The organism is Streptomyces sp. NPDC038135 (assembly GCF_055601245.1).
This window is the reverse complement of the sequence record NZ_JBVJXS010000012.1, coordinates 27,777-50,165: the sequence shown is the minus strand read 5'-3', so window position 1 is coordinate 50,165 and position 22,389 is coordinate 27,777. Positions and strand designations below refer to the sequence as shown.

The 22,389-nt window shown below is 74.6% G+C and carries 19 protein-coding genes; 8 read left to right on the top strand and 11 right to left on the bottom strand.

Annotated features, from left to right (window positions below):
* Positions 1-141: 141 nt before the first annotated feature.
* The 5 genes from ACZ7JA_RS30815 to ACZ7JA_RS30795 all read right to left on the bottom strand — a co-directional run bounded on the left by ACZ7JA_RS30815 (position 142) and on the right by ACZ7JA_RS30795 (position 4,281).
* The gene (locus ACZ7JA_RS30815) at positions 142-639 is read right to left on the bottom strand and encodes a hypothetical protein (protein WP_351666251.1); all 498 of its coding nucleotides are present in this window, start codon (positions 637-639) and stop codon (positions 142-144) included.
* Between the two features lie 113 nt (positions 640-752).
* On the bottom strand, positions 753-1,058 hold the full coding sequence (locus ACZ7JA_RS30810) for an acylphosphatase (protein ID WP_351666249.1): 306 nt from the start codon (positions 1,056-1,058) through the stop codon (positions 753-755).
* Positions 1,055-1,396 (bottom strand): hypothetical protein, encoded by a 342-nt coding sequence (locus tag ACZ7JA_RS30805; RefSeq protein ID WP_351666247.1) that lies wholly within the window; start codon positions 1,394-1,396, stop codon positions 1,055-1,057. The genes ACZ7JA_RS30810 and ACZ7JA_RS30805 overlap by 4 nt, the downstream gene beginning before the upstream one ends.
* Before the next feature lie 34 nt (positions 1,397-1,430).
* Entirely contained in the window at positions 1,431-3,614 is a 2,184-nt protein-coding gene (locus ACZ7JA_RS30800; protein ID WP_470811622.1) for an acetoacetate decarboxylase family protein, read from the bottom strand.
* Positions 3,615-3,822: 208 nt separating this feature from the next.
* Positions 3,823-4,281, bottom strand: a complete 459-nt coding sequence (locus tag ACZ7JA_RS30795) for a flavodoxin family protein (RefSeq protein ID WP_389298048.1) — start codon at positions 4,279-4,281, stop codon at positions 3,823-3,825.
* A 123-nt stretch (positions 4,282-4,404) separates the two neighbouring features.
* Here ACZ7JA_RS30795 and ACZ7JA_RS30790 point away from each other — a divergent pair, with 123 nt between their 5' ends.
* A complete protein-coding gene (locus tag ACZ7JA_RS30790; RefSeq protein ID WP_470811620.1) occupies positions 4,405-5,046 on the top strand; it encodes a class I SAM-dependent methyltransferase in 642 nt (213 codons plus the stop codon).
* Between the two features lie 15 nt (positions 5,047-5,061).
* Here the strand turns inward: ACZ7JA_RS30790 and ACZ7JA_RS30785 are convergent, their stop codons facing one another.
* The gene (locus ACZ7JA_RS30785) at positions 5,062-6,387 is read right to left on the bottom strand and encodes a lipase family protein (protein WP_470811618.1); all 1,326 of its coding nucleotides are present in this window, start codon (positions 6,385-6,387) and stop codon (positions 5,062-5,064) included.
* Between the two features lie 202 nt (positions 6,388-6,589).
* Here ACZ7JA_RS30785 and ACZ7JA_RS30780 point away from each other — a divergent pair, with 202 nt between their 5' ends.
* Positions 6,590-7,300: a lipoprotein gene (locus tag ACZ7JA_RS30780; protein WP_470811616.1), complete on the top strand. Its 711-nt coding sequence runs from the start codon at positions 6,590-6,592 to the stop codon at positions 7,298-7,300.
* Positions 7,301-7,349: 49 nt separating this feature from the next.
* Here ACZ7JA_RS30780 and ACZ7JA_RS30775 read toward each other — a convergent pair whose 3' ends face one another.
* Positions 7,350-7,982: a GNAT family N-acetyltransferase gene (locus ACZ7JA_RS30775; RefSeq protein ID WP_470811614.1), complete on the bottom strand. Its 633-nt coding sequence runs from the start codon at positions 7,980-7,982 to the stop codon at positions 7,350-7,352.
* 121 nt (positions 7,983-8,103) lie between these two features.
* Positions 8,104-10,119, bottom strand: coding sequence for a DUF1996 domain-containing protein (locus tag ACZ7JA_RS30770; RefSeq protein ID WP_470811867.1), 2,016 nt, complete (start codon positions 10,117-10,119; stop codon positions 8,104-8,106).
* Positions 10,120-10,579: 460 nt separating this feature from the next.
* On the opposite strand from ACZ7JA_RS30770, the gene ACZ7JA_RS30765 reads away from it, so the two are divergent.
* From ACZ7JA_RS30765 to ACZ7JA_RS30745, 5 genes are all read left to right on the top strand, one after another.
* Positions 10,580-12,073: a C40 family peptidase gene (locus ACZ7JA_RS30765; protein WP_470811612.1), complete on the top strand. Its 1,494-nt coding sequence runs from the start codon at positions 10,580-10,582 to the stop codon at positions 12,071-12,073.
* 189 nt (positions 12,074-12,262) lie between these two features.
* Positions 12,263-13,627 (top strand): FAD-dependent oxidoreductase, encoded by a 1,365-nt coding sequence (locus ACZ7JA_RS30760; protein WP_470811610.1) that lies wholly within the window; start codon positions 12,263-12,265, stop codon positions 13,625-13,627.
* A gap of 410 nt (positions 13,628-14,037) precedes the next feature.
* Complete coding sequence (locus tag ACZ7JA_RS30755; RefSeq protein ID WP_470811608.1) at positions 14,038-15,342, top strand: hypothetical protein; 1,305 nt, start codon at positions 14,038-14,040, stop codon at positions 15,340-15,342.
* A gap of 49 nt (positions 15,343-15,391) precedes the next feature.
* On the top strand, positions 15,392-15,715 hold the full coding sequence (locus tag ACZ7JA_RS30750) for a YkvA family protein (protein WP_351666229.1): 324 nt from the start codon (positions 15,392-15,394) through the stop codon (positions 15,713-15,715).
* Positions 15,716-16,308: 593 nt separating this feature from the next.
* Entirely contained in the window at positions 16,309-19,035 is a 2,727-nt protein-coding gene (locus ACZ7JA_RS30745; protein ID WP_389298035.1) for a SpoIIE family protein phosphatase, read from the top strand.
* A 75-nt stretch (positions 19,036-19,110) separates the two neighbouring features.
* On the opposite strand, the gene ACZ7JA_RS30740 is transcribed toward ACZ7JA_RS30745, so the two are convergent.
* Positions 19,111-19,344: a hypothetical protein gene (locus ACZ7JA_RS30740; RefSeq protein WP_351666225.1), complete on the bottom strand. Its 234-nt coding sequence runs from the start codon at positions 19,342-19,344 to the stop codon at positions 19,111-19,113.
* A 119-nt stretch (positions 19,345-19,463) separates the two neighbouring features.
* A complete protein-coding gene (locus tag ACZ7JA_RS30735) occupies positions 19,464-21,305 on the bottom strand; it encodes a glycoside hydrolase family 15 protein (RefSeq protein WP_470811605.1) in 1,842 nt (613 codons plus the stop codon).
* A 219-nt stretch (positions 21,306-21,524) separates the two neighbouring features.
* Here ACZ7JA_RS30735 and ACZ7JA_RS30730 point away from each other — a divergent pair, with 219 nt between their 5' ends.
* Entirely contained in the window at positions 21,525-21,731 is a 207-nt protein-coding gene (locus ACZ7JA_RS30730) for a hypothetical protein (RefSeq protein WP_351666221.1), read from the top strand.
* 172 nt (positions 21,732-21,903) lie between these two features.
* Here ACZ7JA_RS30730 and ACZ7JA_RS30725 read toward each other — a convergent pair whose 3' ends face one another.
* Positions 21,904-22,383 (bottom strand): DUF5709 domain-containing protein, encoded by a 480-nt coding sequence (locus ACZ7JA_RS30725; protein ID WP_403676889.1) that lies wholly within the window; start codon positions 22,381-22,383, stop codon positions 21,904-21,906.
* Between the last annotated feature and the right edge of the window lie 6 nt (positions 22,384-22,389).

Here is a 22,389-nt window from a genome sequence, read left to right as displayed (position 1 = left end):
GGCCGGGCCGGCTCCGGGAGGGCACACCGGGTACCCGGGCCGGTGCCGCTCAGTCCTGGCCGCCGCCGACGGCCGCGCGGGCCCGCCCCGGGTGGGGCGGGGCGGGACCGCGGGCCCGCTCACGGGGTCGGCCCGCCGGCTTCAGACCGCCGGCTTCAGACCGGTGATCTTCAGGGTCCTCAGGTCGGACTGGACGTCGATCCTGGTGACCTGCGCGTCACGGCCGTCGCTCCAGGTCAGCGTCACCCTGCTGGTCGAGTGGCCCATGCCGGCGCCGGTGTAGGCGACCTTCCACCGCACCGGCACGTTCTGCGCGAAGAGGATGCCGTCGGCATGGTTCTTCCGCTCGTAGGCGCCGGCCTTCTTCTGGGCGGCCGAGGACAGGTAGAAGGCGCGCAGCGCCTTGGCGTTGGCGGCGGCCGCCGGGTCGTCGGCGGCCCAGACGGAGTCGATGTAGGCGCCGTAGAAGTCGGCGACGCGCTGGGTGGCGTTGCGCGGGTCGCCCTGGGCGGACGACACGGCGGCGGCAGGGGCGTGGCTCGCGCCGGTTCCGGCGAGGGCGGGCGTGACGGCGGCCAGGGTGAGGCCGGCCGTGACGGCGACGGCGGTCAGGAGGGTCCTGCGACTGCGGACGGGCATCTTTCTCATTCCCCCGTTTTATTCGCGACCGGGCCGATCCCGGGCGTCGACGGACCGTAAGACCGCGAATCTCTTCCGCCGGTTCCCTTTCCCGCTCTCTCTTTCCCGCCGCGCTAGCCCGCGTGGGGGCCGTCGCCGGGCGCGGCGTCGGGCAGTACGCGGAAGCCGGACAGCCCCTCGGGCTCCTCGGCGGTGCCCGTGCAGTGCGTCACCGCGGCCGCCGGCGGACCCTGCGCCGCCCAGCGGGCGAGGTGGGCGACGTCGTCGGGCGCCCCCTCGAACACGGCCTCCACGTCTCCGTCGTGCAGGTTGCGCACCCACCCGGCCACGCCCCGCTCCTCCGCGAGCCGGCGGCAGGTGTCGCGGTAGAAGACGCCCTGGACGCGGCCGCTGACGCGCACGTGCTGCCGGACGGTCATCCCCGCGCACCCCTGCCCTCGCCCGGCTCCGTCCACAGGACGGTACGGCCGGCCCGGGCCGGCGTTCCGCTCCGGGCGGTCGCGGTCGCCCGCCGGTGCGCGAGCAGCGCCCGGGCGGCGGCGCGCAGCCGCCGTGCCGACGCGCGGCACGCGGCCGCCTGGCGTTCCAGGTCGACGCGGCTCCGCTCGGGCGCCGCGGTGCCGGTCAGCGCCTCGGCGATGGCCAGCAGTCGCCGGGCGTAGCCGTCCAGCAGATCGGCGTCGGTGCGCAACGCGATCGCCCGGTCGAGGAGTCCGACGGGTGACGGCATGGTGCGGGGCAGCAGCTCGGTGACCACGGAGGCTCCCAACTCATGGATGGATGCGTTCGGTTCAGTGCGGCAGGACGGCGCCGGCGCTGCGGTGGGCCGTGAACCGCGGATTGTGCAGGACGAAGAGCGGCCGGGCCGCGTCGATCCCGAGCCGGCGCAGCTGCCCGGCCATGGGTTCGGCCGCCGCGGTGTCCAGGCGCAGCCGCATCCGGGCGCCGGCGTGCAGCCGGGACGCGCCGTGCGCGCGGACCAGGGTGCGGACCGTGCTCTCGTCGCGCCGGCCGTACAGCACCCAGTCGGCCTCCGGGCAGCGGACGCCCGGGCCGAGGCGGCCGGACACCACGAGACCGCTCTCCATGGCGGCGAACCGGAGGCGGTGGTCCATCAGGTCGGCCACGGCCGACCCGAGGGTGGCGGGCTGGCCCCAGATCTCCTGGGCGACGCACCGGGCCTCCTCGCTGCTGACGGCGAGCGAGAGGACGTGCCGGCCGGTGCGGCGCAGGTCGGCGCGGCGCAGCAGGTCGGCGGCGATGTCGTACGGGCGCGGCCGCCACAGGTCGGCCACCGGCACCGTCAGGGCGACCTCCGTGTAGGGCCCGATGGTCGAGCAGCGGTGTTCGTACAGCGACAGCACCGCCAGCGCCCGGCCGCCCAGCCGGCTCGGCGCCGTCCGGGCGCCGGCGGGCAGCAGGCCCTGCGCGGCCTCAACGTCGACGAGGTAGCACAGGTGGGCGGCGGAGGAGTCGTAGTAGCGCACCGGCACGTCCACCGGGCCGGCCGCGGTGGGGACGGAGGCGGTCGGCAGGGTGAGGAAGGGGTGGCCCTCGGGCGGGTGGGCACGGTCGCGGAGCCGGTAGGCCCGGGTCCGCACGACCGGGCCACGGTAGGGCGTCAGCGCGTCGTCGACGATCTCGCGGGCCTGGGGCACCACGGACCGGAGGTGCTCGATGTACTCACGGACCGTGTGGCGCAGCGGGTACGGGCCGTCGGGGCCGGGGTAGTGCAGCTCGTACCGGTTGGGGTGCGGGTCCGAGGCGGGGCCGGCGTGCCGGCCGCCGGGGTCGGGCACCATGTCGTGCTGGTCGGTGATGGCGGCGACCCAGGTGCGGGGGTCGGCGGTCCGGCGGACGGCGGCCGGGGAGCCGACGGTCACGACGTGGGTGACCCGGTAGGCACGGCAGAAGTCCGGATCCCGGGCGAGGTTCAGCAGCGCGGTGCCGCCCTCGCCGTGCCCGATCAGGGCGAGGTCCGCACCGCGCGGTATGCCGTAGTCCGCGAGGGCGAGCCGGATCGAGCGGGTGTGGGGCGAGTCGGCCGCGAAGAGATCGTGCCAGGCGTCGGCGAAGTCGCGCGGGCCGTCGTCCCGGGGCCGGCCGGGCGAGGCGCCGGGGACCTGGAGGACGTAGCGGACGACGCCGTCGGGTCCGCGCACGTTCTGCACCAGTATGCGCCCGTCGGCGGACAGCGCCCTGATGTTGCGCAGGAAGCCCAGGAAGGATCCCTCGGTGGCGATGTCCTGCCGCTCCCGCTCGGTGAGGTCGGCGGCCTCGGCGGCCGCCTCGCCCCCGTCCCCGGCCTCGGCCGGGGGCACGGGACCGCCGGCCGGCTGCCCGTCGGGCGGTCCGGGTGCGAGTGCCCAGCCGGCCCCGTCGGGCCGGCCACTCCCCTCCAGCAGCCTTCGTACGGCCGCGAGTTCGGCCATCAGGGGGGTGAGGCCGGACAGGGCGCGCTGTGCTCCCGGGTCCCGGAACAGGGCGCGCAGGGAGCGTACGGCGGCCGGGTCGCGGTCGGTCGCGAGGGCGTCCGCCAGCCTCCGCATACCGGGGTCGCGGGCGAACTCGGGGTGACCGGCCAGCACGGCGGCGGCCCTCAGCCGCAGGGCGGTGACCGCCACCCACGCGGGCAGGCCCGCCCGGCCGGGCAGCCGGGCCGGATCCTTCGGCAGCGGGGCCGCCGGGCCCGTCGGGAGCGGGGCCGCCGGGCCCTTCGGGAGCGGGACCGCCGGGCGGCCCAGGCCGCGCCCGCCGGTCAGGGCACGCAGCAGCGCCCAGCGGGCCGCGAGGGCGGTGTGCGGCCGGCGGTGTGCCGGGCCGGCGAGCCGGGGGTCGAGCAGCGCGGCGCCGGTCCGCGCGGAGACCGCGCCGATGCCCTCGGCGACGTCCAGGACGTCCTGCGCGCACCGGCGGAGCAGTTCCCCGGCGTCCTGCTCGTCCGGCTGGCCGGGGGCGTGGCCGTCCGCTCGCATCCGACGCTCCCTCGGCTCGACTACGTGCGTGCGCGGCCGGACCCGTGAGTCCGGCCGCGGTCCCATCGTGGGCGAGGGACACCGCGCCCGCACCTTCGCCCACCGGGCGGCCTCGCCCTGACCAGGCGTGACGGCGACAAGGCCGGTCGCCGGGGCACCCGAACGGCCGATCGGCGGGCGGGGCGGCCCGGCAGGTGCGCCGGCGTCGTCAGGCGTCGTCCATGAGCCCCGCGGCTACCGTGGCGCCCAGCTCCCAGCAGGCCTCGACGTCGGCCTTGCCGGGTGCGCCGGTGACGGTCACCGCCTCGGCGGCACGGCGCCAGCCGAGGCCGGTGGTGACGGACTCGACGGCGCGGACGGCGCCCGTGACGTCGTTGCCGCCGTGCACGTAGTAGCCGAACGGCCGGCCCCGGGTCTCGTCCAGGCACGGGTAGTAGATCTGGTCGAAGAAGTGCTTCAGGGCGCCGGACATGTAGCCGAGGTTGGCCGGGGTGCCGAGGAGGTAGCCGTCGGCCCCGAGGACGTCGCCGGCGGTGGCGGACAGCGCCGCCCGCCGCACGACGCGCACGCCCTCGATCTCCGGTGCGGTCGCGCCGGCGACGACGGCCTCGAACAGCGCCTGGCAGTTGGGCGACGGGGTGTGATGCACGATCAGCAGGGTGGGCACGCCCCGAACCCTGCCCTGCCCGGGCCGTGCCCCGCAAACCGGGCCCGGCGCGCGGCGTTGTGGGGTGCGGGCCGGGGGTGCGACGATGCCGGGCACCCGCAGGGGACGACGGAAGGAGCCGTCTTGGCCGAGGACGACCACCGGGCGCCGGCAGCCGTGCTGTTCGACGCGCTGGGTCTCGACTACGAGAAGGCGTTCGCCGCCTCCGAGGCGCACCGTGACTCCCTGCGGTGGCTGCTGGACCGGCTGGATCCGGGCAGCAGGGTCCTCGACGTGGGCAGCGGAACGGGGCTGCCGACCGCGTGGACGCTCAGCGACGCGGGGCACGAGGTACTCGGCGTCGACGTCTCCCCGGTCATGGTCGACCTCGCCTCCCGGCAGGTTCCGGGGGCCGTCTTCCGGCTCGGCGACATCCGTGAACTGCCGCTCGAGGACGACGCGTTCGACGCGGTGTGCGTGTACTTCTCCCTGCTGCAGATGTCCCGCGCCGAGCAGTCGGCCGTGGTGGCGCGGCTGGTGCGGGCGCTGCGGCCCGGCGGGTACGCCGTGCTGGCCACCGTGCCCCTCGACCTGGAGGCGGTCGAGGGGCGGTTCATGGGGCAGCCGGTACGGGTGACCAGCTTCGCCGCCGGGGACTTCGCCGCGCTCGCGACCGGGGCGGGCCTGACCGTACTGGCCGAGGAGCACGCCGTGTTCGCCCCGGCGCATCCCGGCGCCGTACCCGAGCCGCACCTGTTCCTGCACTGCCGGCGCGCTTCCGGCTGAGCGCGCCGGCCGCGGTCAGGGCTGGACGGGCAGCGACCAGCAGGTGGAGCGCGCCGGCTTGCCGGAGAGGCGGTCGGTCAGCCAGCCGATGGCGCTGCCCTGGTCGGTGATCAGCGGGGTGAAGTGGTTGAGCAGGGAGCGTCCCAACGGCGGCACCACGACCGGCGCGTAGGTGACGGAGGCGCCCTTTCGGCACCAGTCGACGGCGAGCGTGCGGGCCTGGGCGTGCGGGACGAGGTCGTCGTTGACGCCGGTCGCCACCCGGACCGGGCTCGCCGGCTTCGCCCGCCCGATGCGCTGCCGGTCGAGGAAGTCCCGCAGAGCCGGCTCGGCCTCGATGACATCGCCGAGAGAGGAGCCGTCGGTCGTCCAGGCCGTGCTGTGCGCGGAGTTGTAGGAGAGGATCGCGTCTCCGACGCACATGGTCGACAGATCGGTGAGCGCCCTCTTGCCGGCCGCGTCGAGGTGTTCGTCGGCGATCGGCCGCAGGGCGGGGTCGGCCTGCAGGAAGCCGTTGACGGCCCAGCCCAGGGCGCCGGCCAGGTCGCTGCCGTCGATGGCCTTGGTGGTGGCGGTCAGGTCGGCGGGCGGCGCACCGGAGTAGGTGCCGGCCAGGGTGACGTCCGGGGCGTAGGAGGGCTGGAGTTCGGCGGCGGAGGCGGTGGCGCCGCCGCCCTGGCTGTAGCCGTACAGGCCGACCGGTGAGGCGGCCGTCACGGACGTGCCCGGCAGGTTCCGGGCGGCGCGCACGGCGTCCAGCACGGCGTGCCCGCCGTCCAGGCGGTTGACGTAGGTGTGCAGCCGGTCGGTGGCGCCCAGGCCGGCGTAGTCGGTGACCACGACGGCGACGCCCCTGGCGAGCAGGCGGTAGATCGCCAGGTCCTCGTAACCGACCGACAGCGTCCGGGCGTTGACGCGCAGCGGGTGTTCCAGACCGAGCGAGGCGGCGCACTGGTCGCCCTGCCCCATGGTCCCGGGCGCGACGGCGACCAGGGGGCGCGGTCCGCCGTGTTTCCAGGCGGCCGCCGGCTCGATGTAGGCGCCGGTCACGGCGACCGGACTCCCGTTGGAGTCCGTCGACTTGTACATCAGCCGGGTGGCCCGGCCGGGCAGGGGGCCGTCGAGTCCGGGCAGGCTCAGGGCGAGCGGGAGGTGCTCGCTGCGGACGAGCGCGCCGTCGGCGGCGGGCAGGGTGGCGGGCGGGTCGTAGAACGCGGGGATGGTGACGCCCCGGGACACGACGGTGTCCGAGGCGGTGGAGGGGAGTGCGGCGGCGGTCTGTGCGCCCAGGCAGGCGGCGACGGCGACGGCGAGCGCCGGGAGACGGGTCTGTGCGGGCATGGCGGACCTCCCGAGTGGTGGGGCAGGGGGTACCGAAGTGGGTGGATGGACCTTACTTTCGAGTAAGTTACCGGCGGTAGCCCACGGAAGGTCACGGTTGGGTAATGAGACGACCTGTCAGCGAGGGTCTCGCGCCGATATTCCGCACGACGCCGCCGCCCCCTCGGCTACAGTGGCCCGCCGGACCTCTGGGGAGAAGAAGGTGCAGGTCAAGGTGGGGATCGTGCGGAGCGGAGCAGTAGGCCTGACGGCCGGAGCGGCACTTCTGGCGGCGATGCTGAGCGGGTGCGCGGAGTCGTCCACGGACGGCGAGGACCAGTCCGGTTCGTCACCGAAGGCGGCGGCGTCGGCCGGGACGACGGCCGCGGGCGCGGTGAGCGGAGGCACGATCGGCGCCGCCGGCTCGGCGTGCGAACTGCCCGTCAGCTTCGACATCGCCGAGGACTGGCAGGCCAAGGGCATCGACGCCGAGGCGGAGACGTCGAAGGCGTCCAAGGGCTCGGACGGCGGCCTGTCGGGCGACCTCGCCGAAGCCTTCCTGCGCCAGGGGCCGGTCGCGGCGGCCTGCGAGATCGACGCCAAGCCGGCCGGCAACATCGGCTTCCTGCGGGTGTGGACCGGCAAACCGGGCGACGCCGACGCACGTACGGCGCTGCGGGAGTTCGTGGCGGCCGAGGACAACGTCAGCGGGGAGAAGTACCACTCCTTCCGGACGGCCGACGGCGCGGCCGGCGTCGAGGTGGAGTACCTCTACACGAGCAAGCTCCTCGAGGAGACCAAGAAGGAGACCGCGCTCGCGGTCGGCACGCCGGACGGGCCGGTGGTGCTGCACCTCGGCGGCATGGACACCGAGGAGCACGAGGAGATGCGGCCCGCCTACGAACTGGCCAAGCGGACCCTGCGAGTTCGCTGACAGCCCGGCCGGCTAACGACCCGGCCGGCCGGCCGTCCGACGGTCCGGTTCAACCGTCCGTCGTGGACCGGACCAGATAGGTGAGCGGGCCGGGGTCGCGCACCGGGATCTCATGGAAGCCGACCCGGTCGTAGAAGGCGCGGGCGGCGGTGTTGACGGTGACCATGCCGAGATGCACGGCCGGAACCCCCTGCTGGGACAGGGCGTTGAGCAGCGCGCCCATCAACCGGCGGCCGTGACCGCGCCGCTGCCATGCCGGCAGCAGGTCGATGTGCAAGTGGGCGGGGTACGCGGCGAGTTCGGGGACGAGCATGCGCTCCGGGCGGTGCAGGAGCCCGATCATCTCCTCGCTCGGCGTGCGCGGTGGCGCCGTCGGGGCCGGGTAGCGGCCGGCCATCCGGGGGATCCAGGTGCGCCGGAAGTCCGTCACGAAGCGCTCGGTGTCCGCCGTGCCGACCACGTACCCCACGGCCCGGCCCACGCCGTCGTCCAGGACGAAGGCGAGGTCCGGGTCGAAGTGGCAGTAGGGCTCGGCGAAGAGCGCCGGCATGAGCCGGAGGTCGGGATACAGGTCCCGGGAATCGCCGCCGTTGTGCGCGGTGCGGACGCAGGTGTCGGCCACCGCGTCATGGTCGGCGGGGCGGTAGGGGCGGACGAACGGGCTCGGGGCGTCGGTCGGCATGGGGGCATCCTCCCGCCGATGGGAGCGCTCCCACAAGCCCTTCGCCGGACCCTCGTGCGACACGCCGGCGGCCGCACCCGTCAGGGGTGGGCCGCCGTCCTTGGGTCGCGTCAGGAGATGATCAGTGGGTCAGTCGCTTGGCCTTGATCAGCATGAACAGACCACCCAGCGCCAGCAGGATCCCGATGCCCGCGGGCCACAGGTTCGCCCCGGTCTCGGCGAGCCCGCCCTGCCCGGCCGCCTGCGGCTCCGTCTGGGCGACCGGAACCTGGGACTGCGCCGCCCGGGACTGCGCGTCCGGGGACTGGACGGCTGTCGGGGACTGGTCGCCGTTGCCTCCGTCCGCCGCGGGCGCGGTCCGGGTGGCCGAGCCGGCTTCGCCGGTGCCGCCGGACGCGGCAGGGTCGTCCTCGCTCTTCTGACCGCCGGCGGCCGGCTCGGTCCGCTTGTCGTCGGTGGCCGGCTCGGTGCGCTTGCCGTCCTTGGCCGGCTTGCTGTGCTTGGTGGTGTTCGCCGGTGCGGTCGTCGCGTCGGTCCTGGGCTCCTCGGCCGGGGCGGAGGAGGCCGGTGCGGCCGTGGCCGTGGCACCCGTGCCGGGCACGTCGGAGGCGCCGTCGCCCGGAGCGTCCGTCGCACCGTCGCCGGGGCTCTGGCTCTGGCTCGGGGCAGCGGTGGCGCCGGAGTCGTCGCCGCCGCGCGGACCGCAGGTGCGGCCGGAGTTGATGCAGTCGACCATCTCGCGCATCAGGCCCTCGTCGAAGACGTTGATGAAGTCGCCGTGGTCGGTGACCGGCTTGTGCAGCTGCTCCGGGAAGGAGTCCACGGCGAACAGCGGCACCGTCCGCCCGCCGTCGTTCAGGCTGGGCGCCTTGACGTCGTAGACGATGCGCTGCACCAGTTGCGGGATCGCCTGGAAGCCGGCGGGGCAGGCGCCGTCGGGCGTCGCGAACGCCACGTGCGTACGGTGGTTGGCGCTGTCGATGTTGCGGCCGTCCCAGCAGCTCTGGAAGCGGAAGGTGCGCACGACGTCGCTGCCGGACGGGCACAGCGGGTACTTGTCCTTGAGCTGCCGGTCCTCGAACCCGGTGCAGCTCCAGGAGGCGTTGGCGTTGGCGGGTCCGTTGACGAACGCCTTGGCGTCACCGGTGATGATGCGCAGCAGCCGCGGCATGGCGGTCACCTTGCCCTGGGGGCTGCCGACGAAGGTCAGCGTGACGTCCTTGGGCGTGACGATCTGGCCCGCGTTGCCCTCCGTGCCGCCGCCGGGCGCACCGGCGTCCCGCTCCTGCTTGCCGTTCTGCAGGCGCACCACCGGCCAGTAGTACGTCGACCTGTCGCCCTTGTCCACGCAGCTCGTGTCGGCCTTGGCCAGGTCGTCGTCGCTGGCGAAGGCGGTGTTGGACTGGTTGCCCACGTAGTCGTGGAAGTGGTGGGCGCCGTTGGAGACGCCGGGGGCCACGATGACGTTGTCAGAGTTGAACAGGCCGTTCGCGTTGACACCGCACTCGGTGGTGAAGGTGCCGCTGGAGGCGCCGTCCCCCTGCGGCGGCTTCGGCGCGTTCGGCTGTACGGCGGTGATGTCCGCGTAGTCCGAGGCGACGGGCCCGTTGCCGCCCTGGCCGGTGCCCGCCTGCCCGGCGCCGCCCTGCCCCTGTCCGCCCTCCTGCTGACCGCCCGCGCTGGGCGAGGCGGTGGCCTGGCCGGCGCCGTCGGCGCCGCCGTCCTGGCCGGGGCGCAGGGTGCAGGCCGCCAGGGACTCCAGCCCCTCCGGCCGGTCACCGACCCGGTCGATGGCGACCGCGATGCGCTCGATCGTCGCCGCCCGCTTCTCCTTCAGGGGGTTCATGATGGAGCCGTCGACGGCGTCCGGATTCCGGTTGATCTCCTCCGCGGACGCCTGGAGTTGCCGGTAGGCGCCGGCCGTCTGCTGGTCCAGCTGGGCGAGTTCGCGGTCGACGTCGGCGCGGGCGCTGTCCGGGACCGAGGTCAGGCGGCTCCCCACGTCCGGACAGTCGATCGTGGCCATACCGGCGGACCTCACCTGCCCGGTGGCGTCCTGGCCGGATCCGCCGCCCCAACCGCCCTCCGTGGCCGAGGCGTAGACGTTGACGGCGGCGAGGCCGCCCCCGCCCAGCATCAGGGCGACTGCTGCGAAGGTCGCGCGTCGTGCGCCGGTCGGGCGTCTGCGCCTGTTGCGTACCACGGTGGTCCCCTTGGGTGGAGCGGTCGGTCGGGCATGGAGTTCCCGCATCCCATACGGAGGGCGGACCCACAGCGTTCAACCGGATCGGTGATTCACCGGGATCTCACAGGAAACCGTGGTCACACCGGCGGCGGCAGCGTACGGCAACACCCGGCGGGTGGCAGGGCCATGCAAAAAGGCGAGAATTCTTCCCACTCGGACAGCGCCGCGAACATCACAAATACGTATCGGACATTACGCCCTGCAACCTTCACACCGAGCACACAAGTTGGCTAGGTTGACCGCCAGGCCGCCGGGCCGCAGGCGAACGCGCCGCGGTGTCCCGGGGCCGGGGCTCGACCGACCCCGGGACCGGCCCAACTGCCCCGCGGGGCAAGGAAGGAGCACGTCTTCCATGGTGCCGGAGGGCCGCGACGAGGTTCGGCAGCGGATCGACTTCCTCTACGAACACGCCGAGAACGCGACCGGGAACTTCAACGCGACCCGGGCCAGGTCGGCGGCCGGCCGGAACCGGGGGGTCGCGCTGTCCAAGAGGTACGGACCGCAGCCGGACCCGGGTCTCGACGCCGTGGCCCGGCAGTGGTTCGACGCGGTGCGGGCCAACCTCGGCCCGACGGTCCCGGCGGTGCTCCCCGCAGACCGCCTGCCCGAACTTCCGTCCGCCACGGCCCGTTCCTGGGACCGCGGGGGCAGCGGCGACCGGGACGCCCCGAGTGTCGCGCTGCCCGAACTGGCTCCCGGCTCCGCCGGCCGCGCGGTCGCCGAGCTGACGGCCGGCCCCTCCGCCGCGCCGGACGGCCGGCCCCGGGCCGCCCTGGAGGCGGGCACGTCCGGCCCGACGGGCGTCCGCCCGGAGCTGCCGGCCGTGCGCCACGCCGAACTCCTCCCCGCAACACCCGAGTTGCCCACTCCGACGGCACTCCCGCCGGCCGCATGGGGTGCGGCCGAACCGGCCCCCTTCGGCGCACCGGAGACGAGCGGCCTCGTCCACGTGGAGACGGCCGTACTGCCCGTCGCCGCCCTCCCCGCACCGCAGACCGCCACCGCCCCGGCACCGGCACCGGCACCGGCACCGAGGGAACTGCCCGTTTCCGGGACCGTGCCCCCGCACCCCTCCCCCGCCGACGCCAAGACGAGCCACCTCCGCAAACTCATCGCGGCCCGCGACCTGCTGACCCGGCACGCCGCCCGGCTCCCCTCCCCCTCGATACCGTTCCAGTCGCCCTCGACGCCCTTCCAGCCGCCCACCGGACAGTGGGAGGAGCCAGGGTGGACGGCGCCCGGCACCACGGCCGTCCCGGACGCGCCCGCCCCGGCAGCGCTCCCCGACCTCTACGACCCCCTCGGAGGCACGGGCTCCTTCGCGCTGCCCGTGACCGGCCCCCTCACGGACACCGGGGCGCTCCCGCAGGCCGCCCTCATCGAGTTTCCGCAGCCCGCCCTCGGCGACACCGGCTCCTTCACGCCGCCCCCCGCCCTCGGCGACACCGGCTCCTTCACGCCGCCCCCCGCCCCCGTCACGGCCGACACGACTCGCGCCGCCAGGGCCATCGCGTTCGCCCGGGCGCAGCTCGGCAAGCCCTGCGTATGGGGCGCCACCGGACCGGAGTCCTACGACTGCTCCAGCCTCACCCGGGCCGCTTGGCAGGCCGCCGGGGTCACCCTGCCGCGCGCCGCGCACGAGCAGGCCCTGGCCGGCGTCCCTGTCACCCTCGCCGGACTGGAACCCGGCGACCTCGTGCTCTTCTTCGACGACGACCGGCACGTGGGCCTGCACATCGGCGACGGCATGATGATCCATGCGCCGGGCCCCGGATCCACCATCCGCGAGGAGTCGGTCTACGGCGCCGGGGAGTCCGCGATCCACCGGATCGTCCGGCCGGCCTGAACCCGCCGCACGTACGCCCAGGGGCGGGCCCGGGGCGGGGCATAAGCGGCTCCTTGAACCCTCATAAGATCCGCTTATGAGGTCATAGACCGGACCCGAGTACTAACTTAGGGCTGCCTTAGCTTAGGCTTCCCGATCGAGCGAGTCTCCTGTTCAGGCTCGAATGTTCACGCTCGAAGGGAACTGATCATGCCGCGCCCCCTGCGGGTAGCCATCGTCGGAGCCGGCCCGGCCGGGATCTACGCCGCCGACGCCCTGCTCAAGTCCGAGGTGGCCGCCGAGCCCGGTGTCTCCATCGACCTCTTCGAGCGGATGCCCGCCCCGTTCGGCCTGATCCGCTACGGCGTGGCGCCCGACCACCCGCGCATCAAGGGCATCATCACCGCCCTGCACCAGGTGCTCGACAAGCCGCAGATCCGCCTCTTCGGCAACGTCGACTACCCCACCGACATCAGTCTGGACGACCTCCGCGCCTTCTACGACGCGGTGATCTTCTCGACCGGTGCCACGGCCGACCGCGAGCTGTCCATACCCGGCGTCGAGCTGGAGGGCTCCTACGGCGCCGCGGACTTCGTCTCCTGGTACGACGGCCACCCGGACGTGCCGCGCACCTGGCCGCTGGAGGCCGAGAAGGTCGCCGTGCTCGGCGTCGGCAACGTGGCACTCGACGTGGCCCGCGTCCTCGCCAAGACGGCCGACGAGCTGCTGCCCACCGAGATCCCGCCGAACGTCTACGACGGTCTGAAGGCGAACCGGGCCAAGGAGATCCACGTCTTCGGCCGCCGCGGCCCGGCGCAGGCGAAGTTCAGCCCGATGGAGCTGCGCGAGCTGGACCACTCCCCGAACATCGAGGTCATCGTCGACCCCGAGGACATCGACTACGACGCGGGCTCCATCGAGACCCGGCGCGGCAACAAGCAGGCCGACATGGTCGCCAAGACCCTGGAGAACTGGGCGATCCGCGACGTCGGCGACCGGCCGCACAAGCTGTTCCTGCACTTCTTCGAGTCCCCCGCCGAGATCCTCGGCGAGGACGGCAGGGTCGTCGGCCTGCGCACCGAGCGCACCGCCCTGGACGGCACCGGCAACGTCAAGGGCACCGGCGAGTTCAAGGACTGGGACGTCAGCGCCGTGTACCGCGCCGTCGGCTACCTCTCCGACAAGCTGCCCAAGCTCCCCTGGGACCTGGACTCCGGCACCGTCCCGGACCGGGGCGGCCGGGTCCTGGAGGAGAGCGGCGGCCACCTGCAGTCGACGTACGTCACCGGATGGATCCGGCGCGGCCCCATCGGCCTCATCGGCCACACCAAGGGTGACGCCAACGAGACCGTGGCCAACCTGCTCGACGACCACGCGAACGGCCGCCTGCACACCCCCGCCTCGCCGGCGCCGGAGGCCGTGGACGCCTTCCTCGCCGAGCGCGAGGTCCGCTTCACCACCTGGGAGGGCTGGTACAAGCTGGACGCCGCCGAGCGCGCGCTGGGCGAGCCGCAGGGCCGTGCGCGCGTGAAGCTCGTCGAGCGTGAGGACATGCTGCGGGAGAGCGGCGCGTAACTCCTCGCCGGTGGACGGGGCCCGCCCCTAGCGGATGGGTGGGCGGGCCCCGTCCGACCGCCCATTCTGGGCTTGTCGCCACAGCCCGGGGGACGTGTGAACGGCGGTCGTCCCACGTGTGCGGCGCACACCCCGGGTGATCGGCGCGTCCCTCGGGTGACCAGCGCGCGTCACGGTCACCGGCGCGTTCCGCGTGACCGGTATGCGTCCCGGGCTGCCGGCGCGCGACCCGTGCGCGGGAGCGTGACCCGCACGCCGGGGCGCGCGGGCGCACCACGGCGGGCGCTTCCCCGACGCGCCCGCACCGCTGTCACCGGTGGCGCGGCGCGCCGCACAGGGCCCCGTCGCCGGGTTCCGGCCTCCGGCGGTGATACTGGGTACCGCACCTGCCCCCATCAGCAGATTGGCCCATGTCGAACTCCGCCGCCGACCACGCCACCATCCCGCCGACCCTCTGGGCGGCCCGCGGCCGCCACCCCGGCCCCGCCGCCGAGGACGTCGTCCGCCGCACCCTCGGACGCCGCAAGGAGAGCGGGGACATCGACGACTTCGCCGAGCCGCCCGTGCTCGACGAATCCCCCGGACGGATCTTCGAGGCCCGCTGGCGGGCCGGCGGCGCCGTGACCGTGCGGGCCCGGCTCACCCTCGTACCGCGGGCCGCCCGCCCCGAGGGGCAGGAGTGGACGCTCGTCGCCGAGGCGGAGCGCCCGTGGGACGAGACGTGGCCCTCCCCCGCGACCCTGTTCTGGCCCGAGGCCGGAGCCGCGGAGGGTGCCGACGGCGACTGGGACCGCCACCCCACCGTCCCGGGCCTGCGCTTCCGCGAGGTCAACCCGCTGCCCGACGACGACAAGGAGACCCGGCGCCGGCTGAAGGACGCGGCCCGCGACTCCTGGTGCGCGCACGTCGTCGTGCACGAGGCGATGACCCCCAACGCGGAGGGCCGGCTGCCGTTGACCCGGCTGCTGCCGCCCGGCCTCCGGCACCGCGTGCTGGAGCACCGGGCCACGCCCCAGCAGTTCCGCGCCGTCAACTGGGCGCTGAAGGACCTCGGCGTCGAGGTGCCGCGCGGCGGTGCCGTGCTGCTGCCGCCTGACCCGGCGCCCGCCGACTACGACAGCCGTGAGCACAGCGTGCGCACCGTCTTCCTGGACGGCTCCGAGCCGGCCGGGCTCGTGGCGGCGCTGCGCCACTTCACGGCCCTCCCCCGCCCCCTGCCGCGTGGCCTCGGGGAGGCGCTGGCGGACCTGCGCGAGAACTGGACCCTGACGACGCTCCAGGAGGAGCTGGACCGGCAGCGGGAGCTGGTCGCCATGTACGCCGACGCGCTGGAGGCGATGACGAGGTCCCGGGACCTGTACCGGGAGGCCGCCGAGCAGGCCCACCAGGCGCTGGCCGCCCTCCGCGACGCGCCCGCCCCGGCCGCGCTGCCCCAGCAGCAGCGGTCCGGCGCCCGGACGCCCGCCGCGCTCCAGCAGCTGACGCGGACCTTCGAACGACTGCGGTTCACCGCCAAGGCCCCGCGGACGGCGCCGGCCGCGGACGGCCCGTCCGAAGCGGCGGAGGCCCCCAGCGTCCCCGCGCTTCCCGAACGCCCCGCGCTGCCCGCAGCCCCCGGTGCCGCTAGCGTCGACGGCGCCGGCGCGGCGGTAGTGACCGGCGGGCGGGGCGGTACGCCGGCCGGGACCGGGCAGAGGGAAGAGAAGGGGAACTGAACGGGGCCGCGCCGGCCCGCCCCGTCCGACACGAGGGACTGGAGGCCGCATGGATTCCACCGCGACCTGGCTGGTGATCGGCGCCGTCGTCGCCGCGGTGCTGCTCGCCGTCGCCGTCGGCCTGCTGGTGCGCCTGGTACGCGCCCGGCGCGACCTGCGGCGCGCCGGGCTGCCCACGGGACCGCGGTGGGTGTTCTGGGGCGCGGTCGCGTACCTGGTCCTGCCCACCGATCTGCTGCCCGACCCGGTCTACCTGGACGACATCGCCGTCCTGCTCCTCGCCCTGCGCAGCATGCGGGCCGGCCGCGTCCTGCCGGACGGCACCGGGCCGCGTTCCGGCCACGTCCTGCCCCCGAAGACCAAGGAGTCCTGACCCGGCCGCGCCCCCCAGGCCGGTCCCCTGCCTTATGGGGGAGCCGCCCGGGTGGCGCACTTCCGCCGCGTCGTCCGCCCGGCGGCGTTCTGGAGGCAGCCACCGGCGGCTGCAAGCGACGAGCGCACGGCCGGCACGCCGAACCAGGCGCCCGTGCAAGCCCCCGGAAGCCGCCCGCGCAACCTGTTGGGCAGCATCCGCCGCCACCGCTGCGCCGCCCCGACGGTTGAAAAGGCCTACCCCGGCGTCGCCGCACCGGCCACGACGCCGTCGCGGGCTGGGAGCGGCGTCGGGCCCGGCGCCGTCGCGGCCAGGACCACCATCCATCCGGCCCGACGCCGTCGCGGGCCGGGACCGCCATAGGGCCGTTCCATCCGTCGGGGCGGCTCCCTCGCCGGGGTCGCCGACCGGCCGGCCGGGACCGTCCGCGTCGTCGGCGCTCGGCCCGGCGAGGTGGCGCTGCCGCTCGTCGCCCGGCGGCCCTCGGCAGGCAGACGCCGGGAGCGGTGGCCCGGGCACGTGGCCGGGGGCGACGGCAGTCGCCTCGGCCGACGCTCTCGCCACCCGGGGCCGCGCAGTGTAGACATGGGCTCATGGTCCGACTGCCCGGCCGGCCCGAGACTCGGCCGCCCCGATCGTTCGGGCGTCCGCGCGCACCGGAGCGGCAGGCGCCGGGCGCCGACGGCGCGCCGCCGGGCGTGCTGCGGTCGGCGGTGACCGGACGCAGCGTCGCCGGACAGGTGTTCCTGCTGCAGGTGGTGATCGTGCTGCTGCTGGTCGTGTCGGCCGTGGTGGCGCAGGTGCTCCAGGTGCGGCACGACAGCGACCAGGAGGCCCGCAACCGCTCGCTCGCCGTCGCCGAGTCGTTCGCCAACGCGCCCGGCACGGCCGCCGCGCTGCGCGCCCCGGACCCGACGGCCGTCCTGCAGCCGCGCGCCGAGGCCACCCGCAAGGCGACCGGTGTGGACTTCGTCGTCGTCATGTCGACCGACGGCAAGCGGTACACCCATCCCAATGCCGACCGGATCGGCAAGACCTTCGTCGGGACGATCGCCCCCGCCGTGGCGGGCGGCACGGTCGTCGAGGAGGTCAACGGGACGATCGGCCCGCTGGTGCAGGTCGTGGTGCCGGTGAAGGACAAGTCCGGCAAGGTGGTGGGCCTGGTCTCGGCCGGGATCACCACCGCGCACGTGGGTGGTACCGCCGACCAGCAGCTCCCCCTGCTGCTCGCGGCGGCCGCGGCGGCGCTCGCGCTGGCCACCGCGGGCACCGCCCTGGTCAGCAGACGGCTGCTGCGCCAGACCCACGGCCTCGGCCCGTACGAGATGACCCGGATGTACGAGCACCACGACGCGGTGCTGCACTCCGTCCGGGAGGGCGTCCTCATCGTCGGCGGCGGCGGCCGGCTGCTGCTCGCCAACGACGAGGCGCAGCGGCTGCTGGACCTGCCCGAGGACGCCGAGCAGCGGCACGTGCTGGAGCTGGGGCTGGACGACGAGACGGCCGGGCTGCTGGCCTCCGGGCGGGTCGCGACCGACGAGGTGCACCTGGTCAAGGACCGTCTGCTGGCCATCAACCAGCGCCCCACCGACCTGCGCGGCGGGCCCCCGGGCAGCGTCACCACGCTCCGCGACTCCACCGAGCTGCGCGCCCTGTCCGGCCGTGCGGAGGTGGCGCGCGAGCGGCTGAACATGCTGTACGACGCCGGGGTGGGCATCGGCACCAGCCTGGACGTGGTCCGGACGGCGGAGGAGCTGGCCGAGGTGGCCGTGCCCCGGTTCGCGGACTTCGTCACCGTGGACCTGTTCGACGCGGTGCTGAAGGGCGAGGAACCGAAGCCGGGGACCGCGCTGCGCCGGGCGGCGTTCAGCGGCCTGCGCAAGGACGCCCCGCTGTATCCGCTGGGTGAGCGCATCCGGTTCGTGTCGACGTCTCCGCAGGCCCGGAGCCTGACGACGGGGCAGGCCGTGGTGGAGCCGGTGCTCCGCGAGGCGCCCGGCTGGCTGGCGCAGGACGCCGAGCGCACCGGCCGCATCCTGCGGTACGGGATCCACTCGCTGATCACCGTGCCGCTGCGGGCGGGCACCCTGGTCCTGGGCCTGGCCAACTTCTGGCGTTCGGAGAAGCCGCAGCCGTTCGACACGGAGGAGCTGGCTCTCGCCGAGGAGCTGGTGGCGCGGGCGGCCGTGTCCATCGACAACGCCCGCCGCTACACCCGCGAGCACAGCATGGCGGTGGCCCTCCAGCGCAGCCTGCTGCCGCGCTCCCTGCCCGAGCAGGGCGCCCTGGAGATCGCCTACCGCTATCTGCCGGCGCAGGCCGGGGTCGGCGGCGACTGGTTCGACGTGCTGCCGCTGTCCGGCGCCCGGGTGGCCCTGGTGGTGGGCGACGTGGTGGGGCACGGGCTGCACGCGGCGGCGACGATGGGCCGGCTGCGCACGGCGGTGCACAACTTCTCCGCGCTCGACCTGCCGCCCGACGAGCTGCTCGGCCTGCTGGACGAGCTGGTGGGCCGCATCGACCAGGACGAGACCCCGGCCGACGGCGCCGCGGTCACCGGCGCGACCTGTCTGTACGCGGTGTACGACCCGGTGTCCCGGCGCTGCACCGTCGCCCGGGCCGGGCACCCGCCGCCGGTGCTGGTGCGCCCGGACGGCGAGGTGGAGTTCCCGGAGGTGCCCGCGGGTCCCCCGCTGGGGCTGGGCGGACTGCCGTTCGAGACGGTCGACCTGGAGCTGCCGGAGGGCAGCAGTCTGGTCCTCTACACCGACGGCCTGGTGGAGGACCGGGACCGGGACATCGACGTCGGTCTCGAACTGCTGCGCGACGCGCTGCGCCGGGCGCCCGGCGCCTCGCCCGAGGACACCTGCCGGACCGTGCTGGACCGCCTTCCGGCCCGGCCCAGCGACGACGTGGCGCTGATCGTGGCGCGCACCCGGGTGCTCGGCGCGGACCGGGTCGCCGAGTGGCAGGTGCCCTCCGATCCGGCGGCCGTCGGCGAGGTGCGGGCGTCGGTGGTCAGGCGGCTCGGGGAGTGGGGGCTCGAGGAGCTGTCGTTCACCACGGAGCTGATCCTCAGCGAGCTGGTGACCAACGCCATCCGCTACGGGCGCGGCCCGATCGGGGTACGGCTGCTGCGCGAGCGGACGCTGATCTGCGAGGTGTCCGACGGCAGCACGACCTCCCCGCACCTGCGCTACGCCGCGAGCACCGACGAGGGCGGCCGGGGGCTCTTCCTGGTCGCGCAGCTCGCCGAGCGCTGGGGCACGCGGTACACCCCCAACGGAAAGATCATCTGGGCGGAGCAGCCCCTGCCCTGACGGCCGGGCCGGTCCCGGCCGGTGCGTCCGCCGGGCACGCGGGGCGGGTGCGGCGCGGACCCGGCGGGGGCCCGGTCAGCCGCCGAGCCGCGAGCGCAGCAGCTGCTTGCCCATTTCGGCGCCCTTGCGGCTGTCCGACTGGGCCTTGCGGAACAGCTCCACGACCTCGTTGTCCTTCTCGCGGTCGGCGTCCTGGATGTACTGCTCCAGGCGCAGGGCGTTGCTCAGGCACGCCTCGACGTACCAGATGAGGTTGTAGTCCTTGTCACGGGTCCCGGTGACGTCGCCGGTCTCACTGGTGCTGGTCATACGGGGTCTCCTCCTTGCGCGGACCCGGTGTCCCTTGCCTGTCGGAGACCCCCGGGTACCCGTGCGGCCCACGCGCACACGGCATCTCGCGCCGCCCGTACGCGCGCCGGCCGGGTCGCTCAGCCGAGGGCGCGGTCGAGGTTGAAGGCGGCGCTGATCAGGGACAGATGGGTGAAGGCCTGCGGGAAGTTGCCCTGCTGCTCGCCGGTGCGGCCGATCTCCTCCGCGTACAGACCGAGGTGGTTGGCGTATGTGAGCATCTTCTCGAAGGCGAGGCGGGCCTCGTCGAGCCGTCCGGCCCGGACCATGGCCTCGACGTACCAGAACGAGCAGATGGAGAAGGTGCCCTCGTCGCCGCGGAGTCCGTCGGGGCTGGCCTGCGGGTCGTAGCGGTAGACGAGGGAGTCGGAGACCAGGTCCTCGGTGAGGGCGTCCAGGGTGGACAGCCACTTGGGGTCGGTGGGGGCGATGAACTTGGCGAGCGGCATCATCAGCACGGCCGCGTCGAGCACCTCGCTGTCCTCGTGCTGGACGAAGGCGCCGCGCCGCTCGGACCAGCCGCGGTCCATGATCCACCGGTAGATGGTGTCGCGGGACCGGCGCCAGCGGGGCAGGTCGGCGGGGAGTCCGCGCCGGTTGGCGAGGCGGATGGCCCGTTCCACCGCGACCCAGCACATCAGCCGCGAGTACAGGAAGTTGCGGCGGCCGCCCCGGGTCTCCCACACGCCCTCGTCGGGCTGGTCCCAGTGGTCGCACACCCAGTCCACGAGGTGGCACACGTCGTCCCACTGGCCGCTGGAGATGGGCTGGGCCCACTTGTCGTAGAGGTAGATGGAGTCGATCAGGGCGCCGTAGATGTCGAGCTGGAGCTGGTCGGCGGCGGCGTTGCCGATCCGGACCGGGGCGGAGCCGAGATGGCCCTCCAGGTAGGTGAGTTCGCGTTCGGGCAGTTCGGTGCGGCCGTCGATGCCGTACATGATCTGCAGCGGTCCGGAGTGGTCGCCGCAGCCGGGGCTGATGTGCGTGGTCAGGAAGCGCATGAACGCCTCGGCCTCGCCGGTGAAGCCGAGCCGCAGCAGCGCGTAGACGGCGAAGGCGGCGTCGCGCACCCACACGTAGCGGTAGTCCCAGTTGCGCTCTCCGCCGAGCTGCTCGGGCAGGCTGGTGGTGGGCGCGGCGACGATGGCGCCGGTGGGGGCGTAGGTGAGGAGCTTGAGGGTGAGCGCGGAGCGGTGGACCATCTCGCGCCAGCGGCCCCGGTAGCGGGACTGGTGCAGCCAGCGCCGCCAGTAGGCGACGGTGGCGTTGAACTCGTGTTCGGCCTCCATGTGGGGGCAGCCGCGCGGCGGCACCTCCTCGCCGGCCAGGTCCAGCGCGAACACCGCGGTCTCGCCCTCGCCGAGCTTGAAGTCGGCCCAGGCGTCCCGGCCGTCGCACTCCATGGCGACGGTGGAGGTGAGCGCCAGGGCCCGCTCGGCGGACTCGAAGAAGAGCAGGCCGTTCACCCGGCGCACGGTGTGCGGTTGGGCGCCGTAGTCGAAGCGGGGCGCGACCCTGGCCCGGAAGGGGACGGTGCCGCGCACGCACACCACGCGCCGGATCAGCCGGTGCCGGGCCGACTCGGTGGCGTGCCCGTCCCCGGTGACCGGCATGAAGTCCTGCACCTCGCCGGCGCCGTCCTCGGTGAAGAAGCGGGTGATCAGCACGTTGGTGTCGGGGAAGTAGAACTGCTTGGTCCGGCCCGGTACCGCGGCGGCCAGTTCGAAGCTGCCGCCGCGCTCGGCGTCCAGGATGGACGCGAAGACGCTCGGGGAGTCGAAGGACGGTGAGCAGTACCAGTCGATCGTGCCGTCGGCGCCGACCAGCGCGACACTGCGCAGGTCGCCGATGAGACCGTGCTCGGCGATCGGCAGGTAGCGGGGGCTTCGGGACGACTCCTGCTGGAAGGGCATCTCGGCCATCGTGGAGGCCTCCCCAGTGCGGGACGCTGCTGTTTTCCAGGGTATGGGCGGATTTCCAGCTTACGGGCGAGTGACTCGGCGCGGGCTGGGCACGCACTCCTCACGCCGCTGTGCGGCCCCTTCCGGATGCAGGGTCCGCCGCGGCGGTGAATGGTGAGAGTGTGCCCCGTTCGGCGGCACCGGCACGGATGCGGTCATCCGGACCGAGGAGGAGGCATCATGTCGACATCCACACCCGAAGGGTCCCGGTCGTCCGACGACCACTGCACCCCGGACGCCCTGCTCCACTCCGCTCCTTCGCGGGATCTGACCCCGGAGGACCTGGTGATGGCGACGGGCAGGGACGTCACCCCGGCGACCCTCGACTGGGCGCGCCGCAAGCTGGAGACCGAGGGTCCGTCGGCCATCGAGAAGCTGCTGCCCTGACAGGGCGGTCCGGGAAGCGGTAAGGACACCAACGGGGAGGCGCCGGGCGGGCACGCCCTCGTCAGGGGGCGCGCCCCCCCGGCGCCGAGTCGTGCCCGCGTCACCGGCTCGCGGCGCGGACGGCCCCGGCCGGCCGCGGAGGGCCGGCCGGGGCCGCGTTCCCCTGGGCGTCTCAGCGTCCCGGTTCCTCGGTGATGTGCATGGCCGCCTCCTCCGCGCCGGCCGCTCCCCCGTCGATCCCCACGTCGGAGGCGACCTCCTCCTTGGTGGTGTCGGTGTGGGCGCCCTCGTCCGGGGCGACCAGGCGGCCCGCCCGGGCGTCGCCCACCTCCGGGTCGACCGGCTCGCCCTCGCCGCCGGGGAGGTCGCCGGTGGCGTCGCCCGGCGGCGGCTCCACGTCCGGAACCTCCTGGCGGAGCCGCTCGTCGAGCGTCTCGCCCTCGTGCTGCTCGGCGGCGGTGGTGCCGTACTTGGTGACGCCCAGCGGCCGCTCGGGCGGCGAGTAGCCCTCGTCGAGGATGTCGTCGTAGCCGCGTTCGTCCACCGCGTCCTGCAGGTCCAGGGGCGCGGCGTCCTCCTGCTCCTCGTTGGTCCCGGTGGGCTGGTAGGCGTCGTCCGCCATCGGGTTCCCGCCTGCCTGCTGATCGCTCATCGTCGC